This window comes from Streptomyces sp. NPDC029152, assembly GCF_055564355.1.
This window is the reverse complement of record NZ_JBVHWR010000042.1, coordinates 1-14141: the sequence shown is the minus strand read 5'-3', so window position 1 is coordinate 14141 and position 14141 is coordinate 1. Positions and strand designations below refer to the sequence as shown.

15 protein-coding genes and 6 pseudogenes are annotated in these 14141 nt (G+C 68.2%); 12 read left to right on the top strand and 9 right to left on the bottom strand.

Annotation, left to right across the window (positions count from 1 at the left end; all coding sequences use genetic code 11):
• Positions 1-120: 120 nt before the first annotated feature.
• A pseudogene (locus ACZ4V6_RS36070) lies at positions 121-924 on the bottom strand (IS630 family transposase); the annotation flags it as partial.
• On the opposite strand from ACZ4V6_RS36070, the pseudogene ACZ4V6_RS36065 reads away from it, so the two are divergent.
• Positions 920-1701, top strand: a pseudogene (locus ACZ4V6_RS36065) (IS5 family transposase); the annotation flags it as partial. The pseudogenes ACZ4V6_RS36070 and ACZ4V6_RS36065 overlap by 5 nt on opposite strands.
• A gap of 123 nt (positions 1702-1824) precedes the next feature.
• Here ACZ4V6_RS36065 and ACZ4V6_RS36060 read toward each other — a convergent pair.
• Entirely contained in the window at positions 1825-2127 is a 303-nt protein-coding gene (locus ACZ4V6_RS36060; RefSeq protein ID WP_467835434.1) for a hypothetical protein, read from the bottom strand.
• Positions 2128-2294: 167 nt separating this feature from the next.
• The gene (locus ACZ4V6_RS36055; protein WP_467835432.1) at positions 2295-2465 is read right to left on the bottom strand and encodes a hypothetical protein; all 171 of its coding nucleotides are present in this window, start codon (positions 2463-2465) and stop codon (positions 2295-2297) included.
• A 38-nt stretch (positions 2466-2503) separates the two neighbouring features.
• Between ACZ4V6_RS36055 and ACZ4V6_RS36050 the strand changes: the two are divergent.
• The 5 genes and pseudogenes from ACZ4V6_RS36050 to ACZ4V6_RS36030 all read left to right on the top strand — a co-directional run.
• Positions 2504-2776, top strand: a pseudogene (locus ACZ4V6_RS36050) (HNH endonuclease); the annotation flags it as partial.
• 70 nt (positions 2777-2846) lie between these two features.
• Positions 2847-3155, top strand: coding sequence for a transposase (locus tag ACZ4V6_RS36045; RefSeq protein WP_467835429.1), 309 nt, complete (start codon positions 2847-2849; stop codon positions 3153-3155).
• Entirely contained in the window at positions 3152-4069 is a 918-nt protein-coding gene (locus ACZ4V6_RS36040; RefSeq protein WP_467835428.1) for an IS3 family transposase, read from the top strand. The genes ACZ4V6_RS36045 and ACZ4V6_RS36040 overlap by 4 nt, the downstream gene beginning before the upstream one ends.
• Positions 4070-4100: 31 nt before the next feature.
• A pseudogene (locus ACZ4V6_RS36035) lies at positions 4101-4370 on the top strand (HNH endonuclease); the annotation flags it as partial.
• Positions 4371-4454: 84 nt separating this feature from the next.
• On the top strand, positions 4455-4934 hold the full coding sequence (locus ACZ4V6_RS36030) for an HIT family protein (protein WP_467835426.1): 480 nt from the start codon (positions 4455-4457) through the stop codon (positions 4932-4934).
• Between the two features lie 30 nt (positions 4935-4964).
• On the opposite strand, the gene ACZ4V6_RS36025 is transcribed toward ACZ4V6_RS36030, so the two are convergent.
• A complete protein-coding gene (locus ACZ4V6_RS36025) occupies positions 4965-5465 on the bottom strand; it encodes a hypothetical protein (protein ID WP_467835423.1) in 501 nt (166 codons plus the stop codon).
• Positions 5466-5521: 56 nt separating this feature from the next.
• On the opposite strand from ACZ4V6_RS36025, the pseudogene ACZ4V6_RS36020 reads away from it, so the two are divergent.
• A pseudogene (locus ACZ4V6_RS36020) lies at positions 5522-5901 on the top strand (HNH endonuclease family protein); the annotation flags it as partial.
• Between the two features lie 64 nt (positions 5902-5965).
• Here the strand turns inward: ACZ4V6_RS36020 and ACZ4V6_RS36015 are convergent.
• Together ACZ4V6_RS36015 and ACZ4V6_RS36010 are read right to left on the bottom strand one after the other, a co-directional pair.
• Positions 5966-6349, bottom strand: a complete 384-nt coding sequence (locus ACZ4V6_RS36015; RefSeq protein ID WP_467835421.1) for a peptidase inhibitor family I36 protein — start codon at positions 6347-6349, stop codon at positions 5966-5968.
• 595 nt (positions 6350-6944) lie between these two features.
• Complete coding sequence (locus tag ACZ4V6_RS36010; RefSeq protein ID WP_467835420.1) at positions 6945-7448, bottom strand: lamin tail domain-containing protein; 504 nt, start codon at positions 7446-7448, stop codon at positions 6945-6947.
• 272 nt (positions 7449-7720) lie between these two features.
• Between ACZ4V6_RS36010 and ACZ4V6_RS36005 the strand changes: the two genes are divergently transcribed.
• The 3 genes from ACZ4V6_RS36005 (at position 7721) to ACZ4V6_RS35995 (ending at position 9178) form a co-directional block, all read left to right on the top strand.
• Positions 7721-7954, top strand: coding sequence for a DUF6207 family protein (locus ACZ4V6_RS36005; protein WP_467835417.1), 234 nt, complete (start codon positions 7721-7723; stop codon positions 7952-7954).
• Between the two features lie 152 nt (positions 7955-8106).
• A complete protein-coding gene (locus ACZ4V6_RS36000) occupies positions 8107-8766 on the top strand; it encodes an HNH endonuclease family protein (RefSeq protein WP_467835415.1) in 660 nt (219 codons plus the stop codon).
• Positions 8767-8806: 40 nt separating this feature from the next.
• On the top strand, positions 8807-9178 hold the full coding sequence (locus ACZ4V6_RS35995) for a hypothetical protein (RefSeq protein WP_467835412.1): 372 nt from the start codon (positions 8807-8809) through the stop codon (positions 9176-9178).
• 351 nt (positions 9179-9529) lie between these two features.
• On the opposite strand, the gene ACZ4V6_RS35990 is transcribed toward ACZ4V6_RS35995, so the two are convergent.
• The 3 genes from ACZ4V6_RS35990 to ACZ4V6_RS35980 all read right to left on the bottom strand — a co-directional run bounded on the left by ACZ4V6_RS35990 (position 9530) and on the right by ACZ4V6_RS35980 (position 11367).
• Positions 9530-10024 (bottom strand): hypothetical protein, encoded by a 495-nt coding sequence (locus ACZ4V6_RS35990; RefSeq protein WP_467835410.1) that lies wholly within the window; start codon positions 10022-10024, stop codon positions 9530-9532.
• A complete protein-coding gene (locus ACZ4V6_RS35985) occupies positions 10021-10740 on the bottom strand; it encodes a hypothetical protein (protein ID WP_467835408.1) in 720 nt (239 codons plus the stop codon). The genes ACZ4V6_RS35990 and ACZ4V6_RS35985 overlap by 4 nt, the downstream gene beginning before the upstream one ends.
• 216 nt (positions 10741-10956) lie before the next feature.
• Positions 10957-11367 carry a lamin tail domain-containing protein gene (locus ACZ4V6_RS35980; RefSeq protein ID WP_467835405.1) on the bottom strand — a complete coding sequence of 137 codons (411 nt, stop codon included), beginning with the start codon at positions 11365-11367 and terminating at the stop codon, positions 10957-10959.
• A 1107-nt stretch (positions 11368-12474) separates the two neighbouring features.
• Here ACZ4V6_RS35980 and ACZ4V6_RS35975 point away from each other — a divergent pair.
• The gene (locus ACZ4V6_RS35975; RefSeq protein WP_467835403.1) at positions 12475-13176 is read left to right on the top strand and encodes a restriction endonuclease; all 702 of its coding nucleotides are present in this window, start codon (positions 12475-12477) and stop codon (positions 13174-13176) included.
• 526 nt (positions 13177-13702) lie between these two features.
• Positions 13703-14141 (top strand): annotated as a pseudogene (locus ACZ4V6_RS35970) (transposase); the annotation flags it as partial.

Sequence of the window (14141 nt, the reverse complement as noted above, 5' to 3'; positions counted from 1 at the left end):
GACCTCGGGCGATCCCTTCGCTCGGCCGGTGCCATCGGCACCGACCCTGACGCAGCATGACCCTCAGCCTCGTGGGGTTACGGGACAACTCTTAGTGTGCTGCGCCTGAAATCCTGGGGATTAGTTCTCTCGGGTTTGTCTGTCAGGTGGGGTAATCCTGGCGAGGTAGTCGGCGAGGGATTTAAGGATCTCGTCGGCGGTCTTTGCCCAGGTGAACGGCCTGGAGTTCTCGTTCCAGGTGTCGATCCAATCGCGGATGTCGTTCTCGAGGGCTTGGACGGAGATGTGGACGCCGCGGCGGATGAGTCTGTCTGTCAGCAGGCCGAACCACCGCTCGACCTGGTTGAGCCAGGAGGAGCCGGTCGGCGTGAAGTGGACGTGGAAGCGGGGAAGCCGGGCGAGCCACTTCTGGATCTCGGGGGTCTTGTGGGTGACGTAGTTGTCGCAGACCAGATGCACGTCGAGGCCGGCGGGCACGGCCTTGTCCATGGCGGTCAGGAACTTCTTGAACTCGATCGCCCGATGGCGGCGGTGGAGTTCACCGATGACGGTGCCGTCGGCGATGTTGAAGGCGGCGAACAAGCTGGTGAGGCCGTGCCGTAGGTAGTCGTGGGTACGCCGTTCCGGCATGCCGGGCATCATCGGCAGCACCGGCTGCGAGCGGTCCAGCGCCTGGATCTGTGCCTTCTCGTCCACGCATAACACCACGGCCTTCTCCGGCGGATGGCGGTACAAGCCGACAACGTCGACGACCTTGGCCACGAACTGCGGGTCGGTGGAGAGTTTGAAGGAATTCTGCAGGTGCGGCTTGAGGTCGAACCTCTTCCAGATCCGGCCGATGGTGGACTTACTGATCGTTTCAGAATGAGTTGAGCTGTGGATCTTGTGCTCGGTGATCTTGATCGGCAGGGTGTTCCGAGTGCGTGCTGATCTTGTTCCAGATGACTTGTGGGAGCGGGTGGCTCCGCTGTTGCCGTCCGCTCCCGAACGGCGCCGTCGCCACCCGGGTCGACTTCGGGTTCCGGACCGAACGGCCCTCGCGGGCGTCATGTACGTGCTGCGGACTGGTGTCGCTTGGCGCGATGTTCCGGCCGAGACCGTGGGCTGCTCCGGGGTGACGGCCTGGCGCCGGCTGCGGGACTGGACCGAGGCCGGCGTCTGGTCGCGTCTGCATACCGCCCTGCTGACCGAACTGCGCCGCGCTGACCTTCTGGGCCTGGACGACTGCGCCGTGGACGGGGCGCATGTCCGGGCTCTGAAAGGGGGGATCACGTCGGTCCCTCGCCCGTTGACCGTGCCCGACCTGGCTCCAAACACCATCTGATCGTCGACCGCCAGGGCACTCCGCTCGCTGTCACGCTCACCAGCGGAAACCGGCATGACGTCACTCAGTTGCTGCCGCTACTGGACGCCGTCCCAGCGATTCGGGGCCTGCGAGGACGCCCACGCCGCAAGCCCCGGCGTCTGTATGCCGATCGAGGCTACGACTTCGACAAGTACCGCCGTCTGCTGTGGAAGCGCGGCATCAAGCCGATGATCGCCCGACGCGGGGTCGCCCACGGCTCCGGACTGGGAAAGGTGCGCTGGGTCGTCGAGCGCGCCTTCGCCTGGTTGCACCAGTTCAAGCGGCTCCGCATCCACTACGAACGACGCGCGGATCTGCACCAGGGTCTGCTCGAACTGGCCTGCAGCCTCATATGCCTTCGCCGTCTCCGACTTCATCCTGAAAGACCAGTGAGGGGCGACATGCCGGAGGCGGTGGCAAGGCGGCAAAGCCGATTCTCGCCCTTGGGGGCTGAACTCAGGAGAGGCCGAAGGTGATGTTCACCGAGCCGTCCCGTCCGGCGCCTCCGTAAGCGTGAGAGTTCCATCCTCCGCTTCGAAGACCCTCACCAAGATCCCGCCGTTGTCCTCGCCGGGAAACACAATGGAGAAGTAGGGGTCCATCTCCATGAGGAAGTCCCAACCCTCACGCTGGGTCGTGTCGAGGGCATTGGCATGTCGACCGGTTGCCCGCCACGTGCCGACCGCGTCGACAGCGATGGTGATGTCGATGTCGTACTTCTCAAGGCACGTCGCGTGATTGGCCCACCATTCGAGGCGGGCCTGACCCACGAATCGATCCATGAGCACACTATGCACAGTGCCCCGGCCGGACGGGCAAGTCTGTGCGGCTGCCGGTCGCCGTGGGTCAGGCTATGAGACAGAGCCGCATGGGCCAAGCCGGACAGGCCCTCGCCTCAACCGGCTGCATCGATGTGCCTTCACTGCCTCCGGATCTCATTCTGAAACCATCAGTTAGGCAGTCCGGTGCGGGCGGCCATGGAGGCCCGCGACCAGTGGGTGTCCTTGCCCGGGGTGGGTTCCAGGGTCGCGACGATGACGTCTTCGACCTGGTCGAGCAGGACTGAGGGCGGCCGGCCGGTTCGTGGTTCGTCCTGCAGGCCGTCGAGACGACGAGCCACGAAACGGGCCCCCGCGAAGGCCCTGGACGTACGAGCCGCCGGTGGCCGTCGAGTCCCGTGAGGGCTACACCCGCAACGCCTTCCTCCATTGGAACGCCGGCGACGATCCGACGGACGGCCGCAACACCCGCAACGAGGTTCTCCTGGACGAGGCCGTCGAGCCGCCCACGGTCAGGTCGCAGTGCTCCCTGTCGGGCGGGCTGTGGTTCTCCTACTACGACCAGGTGTGGGTGACGTCTGCTTCTGGCCTGGTCATCGACCACATGGTGCCGCTGGCGGAGAGTTGGGACAGCGGGGCATCCGCGTGGACATGAGGTTCCCCCGGGATGCGGGAAATGGTGACAGAAGGTCAGATAGGTCTCACAGAGAGGAGCCCTGCTGATGCCTGCCCCGAGGAAGTACCCGCTGGAGTTGCGTGAGCGTGCGGTGCGGATGTATCGCTCGTCGGAGCCGAAGCCGGTGATCCGTCGCATGGCCGAGGAACTCGGCGTGCATCACGAAGCCCTGCGGAACTGGATCCGGCAGGCCGAGGCCGACGCCGGTGAACGCGACGACCTGCTCACCAGCGACGAACGCGCCGAGCTGGCCGCGCTGCGCAAGGAGAACACCCAGCTCAAGCGGTCCAACGAGATCCTGCGGACGGCCTCGGCTTTTTTCGCGGCACAGCTCGACCCGACCCGGCCCAGGTGACCGCGCTCCTCGACGAGCACGACCACCTGGAGGTCGAGCCCACCCTCCGGGAACTGCACATTCCCTCCTCCACCTACTACCGGTGGCGCCAGGCGAAGAGACAGCCGTGCGAACGGCACCGCCGGGACACCGAGCTGACCAGGCAGATCCAGCAGATCCACGCCGACTCCGGTGGAATCTACGGCTCTCCCCGCGTCCATGCCGTCCTCAAACGACAGGACGTTCACGTCGGCCGGAAAAGGGTCGAGCGGCTCATGCGTGAAGCCGGCCTCGCGGGCATCAGCCCCCGCCGCAAGGGCTTCACCCGCCGCGACCCGGACGCCGACCCAGCCCCCGACCTGGTGCAACGCAACTTCACCGCCGACGCGCCGAACCGGCTGTGGGTCACCGACCTGACCATGATCCCGACCCTCGAAGGCCCCCTGTGGCTGTCAGCGATCCGGGACGCATTCTCCCGCCGGGTCGTGGCCTGGGAGACCTCCGCCCACGCGGACGCAGACCTCGTGCTGACCTGCCTCGAGTACGCCCTCGCATCCCGGGAGGTCGAACCCGGCCATCTGATCCATCATGCGGATCACGGCTGTCAGTACACGTCCGTGAAGCTCACAACTCGCCTGGTGAGAGCAGGGATCGAGGCATCCATGGGTTCCGTCGGGGACTCGTACGACAACGCCCTCGCCGAGAATCTCTGGATGCTCGTCAAGACCGAGTGCATCCGCGGTCGGACCTTCGCCACCCGGGCCGAGGCGAACCTCGCGCTCTTCGAATACATCGATGGGTTCTACAACCCCCGCCGCATCCAGAAACGCCTCGGCTACCTCAGCCCCGTCGAGTTCGAGGAGAAGCACTACGCCAATCAGGCACCGGCCGAACCGGTGAACCTGAAACCACGTCAACCGGCCCTGACCAGCTAGTCAGCAACTCCCGCACAGCGGGGGAACCTCAACAGCTGAGCGCCGTGAGGCATACGCCAACGACCAGGGCGCCGCCACCAGTCTGGTCGCGGTCACCGCACGCTCGAACCGGTCGAAGGCCGATCAGGATTCCGCCCAGTGGCCGCCGCCGGCCGGCGAGGTGCACTGCCGGTACGTCGCCGAGTGGGTCGCCGCCAAGTTCCGGTGGAGCCTCGCCGTCGACGACACGGAGGCGGCAGCCCTGGCCGAGACGGCAGCCGCCTGCCCGGACCAGAACGTCACCTACGAACCAGCCGCATAGCCGTTCCTCGCCCCACGTGCTTCGTCTTGAGCTCGGTGAGGGGATCGCGGGCGCTCCTTGATCGCCGGAATGTAGGTTCTGGCCATGACTGGTGACTGGCGGACGGATCGGATCGGGACTGCGCTCAGAGGCGAGAACCCGACCGTCCTGCGGCGGTTGACGGCGGGGTTCGCGGTGATCGGCGACGTTCAGTTCCTGCCGGGCTACTCGGTTCTGCTCGTGGATGAACCGGGTGTGCAGCGGTTGTCGGATCTTCCCAGGCCGAAGCGGATGGCGTTCCTGTCTGACATGGACCAGCTCGGTGAAGCGGTGGAGCGGGTCTGTCAGCGGCTGGATCCGGCCTTCCGGCGAGTCAACCTGGAGATCCTGGGCAATACGGACCCATTCTTGCATGCGCATGTCTGGCCGCGATTCGAGTGGGAGCCGGCCGATATGGTGGGCAAGCCTGTGTGGCTCTATCCGCGCGAACGGTGGGCTGACGAGGAGTTCGGGCTCGGCCCCCGACATGACGTGCTGCGGGATGCGATCGGCGGTGAACTGGACCAGCTTCGCCCGGTGGCCTGACGTCCGGAGCAGCAGGCGCTGGTAGGCAGGTCAGACGGCAACCACTGAGGCGTGGATCCGGTTGACGGCACGCAGGATCTCGTCTCGGTTCTTCGCTCGCTTGATCCATGTCGGAAGGTAGGTCACCAACGTCTCCTTCTGTCCGATGCCGTGCCAGGGTGCTCGTTCCCGCAGCGGGGCCTGGACGAGACGGCGAATGAGGTCGAGGTGCTCGAGGTTGTACGCCCACAACCATCCGTGCCGGGTTGGGGCCTGCAGCCACAGTGACCTGCCGAAGTACGGATCCTTCACTGGTTGAACTGTGCTGGTAGGGAGTACGGCAACACGCCCGCTCCACTGCCGTGATAATCCACAGCCACGGCAGACCAGGCGTCGCGGCCTGAACAGGATCCGGCCTCCGCAATCGGAGGCTTCGGGCGTTGGAACAATGCGAGCGGCCTTCTCGCAACCGGGGCAGCGTACGAGGATCAAACCGATGAAGTCGTACTCGGTGCTGCACGGATCCTGGAAACGGTCAGAGGGCGAGGCCATGCGGTGAGTATGCAACTACCGCTCGGCACAGTGCACCCCCGATTCGGCGGCGCGCCCTGTCGGGGGCACGCAGGTGGCCGTATGACGACCAGATCTGGGTGACGTCTGCTTCCGGCCTGGTCATCGACCACATGGTGCCGCTGGCGGAGAGTTGGGACAGCGGGGCATCCGCGTGGACAGCTGAGCGCCGTGAGGTGTACGCCAACGACCAGGGCGCCGCCACCAGTCTGGTCGCGGTCACCGCGTGGTCGAACCGGTCGAAGGCCGACCAAGACCCGGCCCAGTGGCTGCCGCTGGCTACCGGGGTGCCCTGCCGGTACGTCGCCACCAAGCTCCGCTGGAGAGTCTGGCGGCCGATGAGGCGGAAGTCGAGGCTCTGCGAGAGGTGGCGGCCGACTGCCCGGACCAGACGGTGACGTACGAGTCTGCCGCGTAACCGGGCCGTCTAGCCCACCATTTCCGGGTGGCGGGGCTGGACGGCTGCTGTGGCGTAGAAGGGGTCAGCCGCAGTCGTTGCGGTTGATCTTCAAAGAGCGGGTCTGGTCGTTGAGGTTGTAGCCGCGTAGGTCGTGGATGGAGCCGCCGCTGCGGGTGACGCACACCCAGCGGCCGGCGTGGTTGCGCCTCTCGTAGACGCGGGCGGTGCGGTCGGAGTTGTTGCGGATCGAGCTGCCGCGGTCCCGGATCGCGGACGGCAGGTCCCTCACGCTGCCGTCGGAGGCGCGCCGTACCCAGGGCTGCCCGCCGAAGTTGATCTCAGGGTAGATGCACACGTAGCCGTCCGGGCAGTCGATCGCCGCCCATGCCGTGCCGGTCTCGGGGGAGGCGGAGGCCGGGACGGCCAGCGGGAGGAGGGTCAGGGCAGCGACGGCCGTGGCACGCATCAGGTTTTTGATCACGGCTCTACACATACGGGGCGCCAGGCGTCGGCCGGGGGTGTTTGCCCGTGGGGTCACCCGTGCGGAGGAGTGCGGTGTCCACGGGTGAGCCCTGCGTCCCACAACGCTGGCTGGCGGGACGACACCGGAAGCGGTCTGCGGGGAGGGTGCCTGGCCGTTAGCCGAGGCTGCTCTGGTGTGCAGGCGGAGGAGGCAGCTATAGGGGGGCCTTGGTGTGCGGTGACGGCGTGCCTGCGCTAGAGTCGATCATGAAGACGGCGGTTCTGCATCAACAGCCGCGGTCTGTGCGTTGGTCGTCTAAGGAAAGATGCCCCGCTTCCTGCGGGGAGATGCAGGTGCAAGGCCTGCCCGGCGCTCCATACGAGAAACCCCGTCCCTGCCAGTCGCAGGGACGGGGTTTCTCGCTGTTCGGCGCCCGGCACCCTCCTGGAGGAGGTCCTGGCATCTTCACGGGTGACCGGTGGGCCAGTCAGGTCCGGTCACCGACTGGCCTGCGGCCTGTTCTCCGGCCCTGGGGCGGGGGAGGGCCTGCTGAGAGCGGCTGGGGCCAGTGCCGGCCGGCCACTCATCCGGCGGTTGGTCAGCCGTGGTAGGTGATGTAGCCGTTGCCGTCCTTGTCGTTGGTCTTCTTCGTGTAGGAGTGGACGTCGGCGCGGGCGCCGCCGGGCTTGTAGAGGTAGATGGTGTCCTTGTCGTTGTTCCACATGAAGTTGCAGTTCTGCCGGTAGGCGACGTTCTTGGCGTCGCTGTCGGTGCCGCGGCCGCCGCGCAGGTGCACGTAGTCGCCGGGCTCGAGGGTGTGGTTGGTCTTGAAGGTGTAGGTGTTGCCGGCGGCGTCCTTGACGACGTAGCCCTTGAGGTTGACCTTCGTGGTCTTCGAGTAGTTCTTGATCGTCAGGTACTCGCTGGCGGTGTTGCCGCCGGAGCACTTGTTGGAGTCCCGGCCGGGGGCGTCGTACTGGATGCCCTTGATCTTCAGGGCCGAGGAGTACTCGGCGGCCTGGACCGGAGCGGCCGCGGCCAGGCCGAGCCCGGCGACGGCGGCGGCAGCTGCGGCGGCGGTCAGAGTGCGACGGATGCGCATGAGTAATCCCCCCTCAGTGGTGCCAATGGAGCGCCCGGAGCATATCGAAAGTGATCAGTACGTGGAGAGGGAGTGGTGAGACTGTGACGGTGGAGTTGCCGACTGCTGACAATGGCTTGCCGGTTGGGAGTTGAGCTGCCACGCCGATCGCGGTCGGCCCGGACGCGGACGCCGCCCATGGCCTCGTCTTGGCGCCCGCCGCCGACAGCCCCGCCCGGGTGAATGCGGACGATCACGCGAACTGCCGCCGGGTGGGGTGCGTCGTGCCGGTCATGGAATCGATCAACGATGTGCACGTGTCCGAGCCCGGCCTGGTCGTCGTCGACGTCGCCGCAGCCGACGACGAGACCGCCTTCGCGTTCCACGCGGCGCTGGCCGCGCGGTGGGCGACGACGTCCGTGGAGCGCACCACCCGGGACGCCGGCCAGGCGGGGGTGCGGCTGCGCTGCTACCTCGACCTGCGCCAGCCGTTGAACCCGCCCGGCTCCTGCGGCGGCCTCCTGTGAGGCGCGCGGCGGGATGACGTAGTCCCGGGGCGATGCGCTGACCGCCCGGGGGACGGACCACGGCCGGTGCCGGTACGACCATTGCACCCACACGGGCGGCGCACTCGCCGAACACCCGACAGCGCCCCCTCACGGGCCGTTACCAACGGTCCATGCTCACCTCTGTGCTGCGCGGCCTGGCCGCCGCCACCCTCGCCGTCCTGCCCCTGACCGCCGCCGCTCCCGCCCACGCGGCGCAGACCCTCCCGCTGTCCGAGGCCGTCAGCCGTCTGCCGGTGGCCGCCGAGTCCCGCGAGGGCTACACCCGGGACGCCTTCCGCCACTGGAACACCGGCGACGATCCCACGGACGGCTGCAACACCCGCAACGAGGTCCTCCTGGCCGAGGCCGTCGAACCACCTACAGTCGGGCCCCGGTGCGCTCTGTCGGGCGGGCTGTGGTTCTCCTATTACGACCAGGTCTGGGTGACGTCGGCCTCCGGCCTGGACATCGACCACATGGTGCCGCTCGCCGAGGCCTGGGACAGCGGCGCCTCCGCCTGGACCGCCGCGCGCCGTGAGGCGTACGCCAACGACCAGGGCGCCGCCACCAGTCTCGTCGCCGTCACCGCGCGGTCGAACCGGTCGAAGGCCGATCAGGACCCGGCCCAGTGGCTGCCACCGGCCGGCGAGGTGCACTGCCGGTACGTCGCCGAGTGGGTCGCCACCAAGCTCCGCTGGAGCCTTGCCGCCGACGAGGCGGAGGCGGCAGCCCTGGCCGAGACGGCGGCCGGCTGCCCGGAGCAGACCGTGACGTACGAGCCGGCCCCGTAACCGGCGGGGTGAGGCCGTGCACGCGAACAAGGAGAGACTCATGATCACAGCACGAAGGACACGACGGCGGATCGCCACCGTCACGGCCGCGCTCACGGCCGCCGGCGGCTTGCTGCTGGCGACCGCGGCGCCCGCGAGTGCCGAAGTGAAGTCCACCTGCGGCACCTACATCTGCGTCGCCACCGCCTACCAAGGCCGCGACTACGTCCAGGACATCACCGTCACCACACGGGACGGCCTGCCGGGAACCCTGCGCGCGTTCGTCGGCGACTACCGGGCAAACAAGGCGAACGCCTCGCGGTGGCGGTTCGTCGTCAACCAAGAGATCAGGGCGTACCCGAGGCTGGCCGTCTGCGGCGGCCTCGACCGCGGCGGCCGGGCCGTCGAGAACCACTGCGTGATGATCCCCTGAAGCCCGCATGGGCCCCTCGTCCTCCACACCACGGGTCCCGGGGATCTGCCATGACGTCCCCAGGGCCCGCTGCATGGAGCCGGTGAGGAAGGACGCCGCTTTGCGGCCGCTACGCCCCCGTTCCGTACTCCACCTACCTGGCGGCCGCCGTCGTCGGGCTGCGCGACCGCGGCGTCAAGGTATCTGGTGATCGCAAGGACGAGAGTCGCGCCGTGCTGGCCTGACTGTCAGGCTCCTGCCGTCCGGGGAGCGGCGCGGCCGAGGTGAGACGGTCGGCGCCGTCCTGGACACCGGCGGCCGGCCCCGATGGTTCTGAGGCCGGCCGTCGGTGGGACGGATTGAACAGGCACGTCATCCCGGGGTGGGGGATTCCTGTTCAGCGGTGTTGCCGCGTCCGACGGTGATCGCCCAGGTGGCGGTCGATGGTGCGGTGACGCTTACTGTGCCGGCCCGGTGGGCGGCTTGCATGGCGAGTTGGTTGTACGTGACGGCGGGTTCGTCTGCGTCGCACTCCAGCGGGAAATCTGTTCCCAGGACGGGCACCGTGATCTTGATGGTGCCGGTGCCCAGACAGCTGACGGCTACGACGAGTGCCTTTCCCTGCGGGCCGGCGTCGTAGGAGAAGCTCGCGTTGCCGCGCGTCGCACCATGCCGGCCGGCGAAGACTTCACCGGCTTCGGGATCAAGCGCTGGGGGCGTGACTGCAACGCTTGGCGGACTGGGCGTAGGCCTCGATGTGCTGGGCGCCGGGGGCGCGGAAGCCTCGTCTGTGCTCTCGCCGGAGGTGCAGCCCACCGCCATCAGCAGCAGAAGAGCCGACGCCGCCGCTGCGTGGCGCGCGCTCACTTGGTCTCCCACAGCACCCAGCCGACCCGGCGGGGCGTGTAGATGGTCACGTTCTTCTTCACGCCCCTGGTGCAGTTGGCGTACAGGTACTGGCTGTAGCCGTAGGACTTGAGCCGGTAGACGCCGTAGCGGGCGTGGGTGCTGTGCTTCGACGGAGTGTCGACCGCGATGGTGTTGCCCAGCTTCGCCGTCAGCTCCACGGACAGCTCGACGCCGAACTTGCCCTCGATCTCAATGATCGCGGCCGAGCCTCCGACCTTCAGTTCACCGCTGTAGGCGATACCGACCTTGCCGGTCACCTCGGAGGTGAAAGTGGTCCTGGCGGTGCGCGAGGTGCCGTTGTAGTTGGTCTGCTCAGCGCCCACCCCCTTGTGGTAGTCCTTGTCCTTGCTGGTGGGCGTGTACCGGTAGCCGGGCTCGCAGGGTCTCGCTTCCAGGGTGGCGCTCGGCTTGGATGTCGGCAGGCCGGTGTCGTCGTCGCCCACCGTGGGATCCGGTGCGGGCGACGTCGTGGGCGCAGGGGCCTCGCCGGCGGGCGCGCCCTCGATGAGGTCGGTCTCCTCCGGCTCCGGCGGCGGAGCGGTCTCGACGACGGTGGTGCCGGTGGCCGTCGGTGACGGCTCTTCAGCGACTGCGGTACCGCCGGTGGTCAGTCCGGCGATGACAGTCAGGCAGGTAACGGCCAGCACATTTCTGGATATGCGGGCACTGGTCATGAAGCCACCAATTCCTGGTGGATCGCCCCCGTGGCGATCAAGTGCCCCGAACACTATGGGTAACGGCATGTATACAACCATCGAATACGGGTTTTCTGAGCATCATTTGAGCAACACCTTCGGCGCCGTGCGGCACGCCGTCCCCGCCGTGGGGGAGGGTGTGCCGCACGGCGCGGTGGTGGTGCCGGTGGGGTTTACCGGCACCACCAGGGGGTGTCAGCGGCGGCCGCCGTGGCGGTGGTGGCCCCAGGACGTCTCGTCGATGAAGCGGTCGCGGTCGTTGCGGAGGGTGGCGGTGTCGGAGCGGTTGTCCCACACGTAGTGGCGGCGGTCCTGGTAGACGTCGGTGTCGGTGTCGTGGCCCTGGCCGGTGTGGACGCGGACGGTGGACCGGCCGTCCAGGCGGTAGTAGTCGAAGGTGTAGGTGTGGCCGTCCTCGTCCTCGAGGGTCCAGCCGTCGAGGTTGACGGAGCGACGGCTGTTGTTGGTGATCTCCACCCACTCCTTGTTCAGCGAGCGGTTGGAGCGGTCCTCACGGCCCGGCGAGTCGTACTGCACGTCGCTGATCTCCACGTTCGGGCGCGGCGCCCGGTGGTCGCGGTCGTGGTCGGCGGCGGTGGCCGGCACCGCGAGGGCCGCGGTCAGCGCCCCGACGGTGGGGGCGCAGGCGGCGGGCGGTGATGGACTTCGACACAGGGTCCCCCTGCTTGTGCGGGCACCGCCGGCCGCGGGGCCGGGGCGCGTGGTGCGTGCTCGGCCGGTCGGCCGTGCACGCACAGATTGCAGGCCGGTCGACCGGTTCGTGGAGGCGACGTGAACGCTGTTACCGATCCCCCACCCCGCCGTGGCGCTCGCCTGCAACACCCACCTATGTCGCGAATGCACCAAATTGCCGCGCCTTCACGGCAAGGACCCGCTTTAGCGCTGGTCCCGCGCGCCGAACCGCCAGGTCACGCCACCCCAGCCGCACGGAAGCGTTCACCCGAAAGTGCGTAACGGTCCCTCGCGCCCCGGTCGGCCTCAGATGTGAAGAAGTCCCGCCCCCGACGGTGCCGGGGGCGGGACTGGGCGGAGCGCCGGGCAGGCCTTGCACCTGCATTTCCCCGCAGGAAGCGGGGCGTCTTTCCTTAGACGACCAACGCACGGCTGACGGCCGCCGCAGCAGCCCGCCTTGCAAGATCAACTATAGGCGCAGTCGCCTCTCCGTGCACATCGTGTCCGCAGCCCGGCGTGCATCGGCCCTGCGGGCGGGTGGAGTGGGGCTCCGAGCGGGTCACGGCAGCCGACGGCGTGCCCACCCGAGAGCCGGCCGGGCAGAGTAGGGCGAAGTCCTCGCGGCCTCCCTGGCCTGGCCTGTTCCCTCCTTCCTTGATCACCTGGTGTGCTGATGTTCTGACCCTTTGTCAGTGACGCCTGCCAGCATGACCGGTTGTGCGGGGAGTTGTGACGAGGGGGAGGGGCTTCTATGCCTTGGGTGCGGCCGTACGTGCGCTCTGACGGGACACAGGTCCGTGGGCATTCCCGGTGGGCCCCGGGCGCGCGACGGGAAGTGATGATCTTCAGCGTGGTGGCGTTGGCCGTGGTCGGGCTGGGAAACGGCAACGTCTCGGCAGGGGGTGAGGGGACTCCGCGGCCGCAGTCGACGGTCCAGTATCCGATCCGCTTCGACAATGCCCCGGCGGCGCGGGCGCCGAAGCCTCGTCCCACGGTGTCGTACCCGATCCGGTGGGAGCGGTGACCCGGCGCCGGCCGCCGGTGCGGCGGCGTACGAGGCGGCCCAGCCGCAGGCAGCAGCAGCGGGACGCGCAGCTGATCGCCTTCGCCGTGGTGGCGGCGGCCGCCATCGGCCTGGTGGTGATGGTGGTCAACTGGCTGCTGGCCCACTGGTGGATCCTCGTCGCGGCCCTGGTCCTCGCCGTCCTGGCGGGCGCCGGCTGGCTCTACAACCGACAGCAGCGAGCCCGATGGGAGGCGGTGCGGGCGCAAGGCCTGCGCTACGGCCTGCCCCAGCTGGACGCACTGCACCACACCCGGTTCGAGGACGCGATACGGGACCTCATGCAGCGGGACGGCTGCCGCGACGCCCAGCGGGTCGGCGGCCGCGGCGACCTGGGCGCGGACGTCAAGGCCACCGATCCATTCGGCCGGCACTGGGTGATCCAATGCAAACACCGCCGCAACGGCGCTCAAGGCTCACCGGTGGGCACACCTGACCTGCAGGTACTCAACGGCACGGCCCGACAGGTACACGGCGCGGACATCGCAGTCATCGTCACCAACGGCCGGGTGACCGGCCCGGCCGCGACCTTCGCCAAGCAACAGCGGCTCCACGTCGTCGACCGCCAGACACTCGCTGTCTGGGCGTCCGGCTCACGTCCGCTCTGGGAACTGCTGCGGGCAGTTCCACCGCCGCGCCGCGCATCGCCCACCAGCTGAAGGCAGGGCCTGGTCGACCTGCGTCTGCGAGCAATCTTGCAAGCCGGGCGCTGCAGCTCAGCTGCAGTAGTTGCGGGATGGATGTCCTGCCCGTGATCGCCGGGGGTGACCCGACACCCCTGCGTCGGCGGGGAGGACACCGAACCGAGGAGCGACATGGGCGCCTATGACGAAGCACCACTGCGGATGCGAGGGTGCTTCGGCTCACCTCCGCTCGCGCGGAAAGGACGGCGAAATCGCCGCCGCTGACAGCTCGCTCACCGGCTAGGACAGGTACCGGGCCTCCAACCGGAGCCTCATAGCTGGCTTACCTCCGCTCGCGCGGAGAGGACCGGATGCCGACCTCCCAGACCTTGTGGACCCACGGCTCACCTCCGCTCGCGCGGAGAGGACCTGATCAACAAGATCCCCGGCGAGAACATCGGCGGCTTACCTCCGCTCGCGCGGAGAGAACTTACTGATCGTTTCAGAATGAGTTCGGCGTAGGGGCTTGGCAGTCGGGTCGGGCGGCGGCAGAGTGGTGCGGGTGTCGGATGATCTTGTGCCTGATGACCTCTGGGAACGTATCGCCCCGCTGCTGCCGTCCCGGCCTCCGCGGCGCCACCGGTATCCGGGACGCCTGCCGGCGGACGACCGTGCGGCTCTGCGGGGCATCGTTTACGTGCTGCGCAAGAACGTGAGCCGGAGAGACGTACCCGCTGAGCTGACCGGGTGCAGTGGAGTGACGGCCTGGCGGCGGCTGCGGGACTGGACCGAGGCCGGCGTCTGGCCCCGCCTGCACCAAGTGCTCCTGGCTGAGCTGCGCAAGGCAGGGTTGCTGGACATGGACGACCGCGCGATCGACGGCTCGCACATCCGGGCCCTCAAAGGGGGGCTCACACCGGACCTTCGCCGGTCGACCGCGCACGCCCGGGCAGCAGGCACCACCTGATCGTCGACCGCCACGGCACACCCCTGGCCGTCTC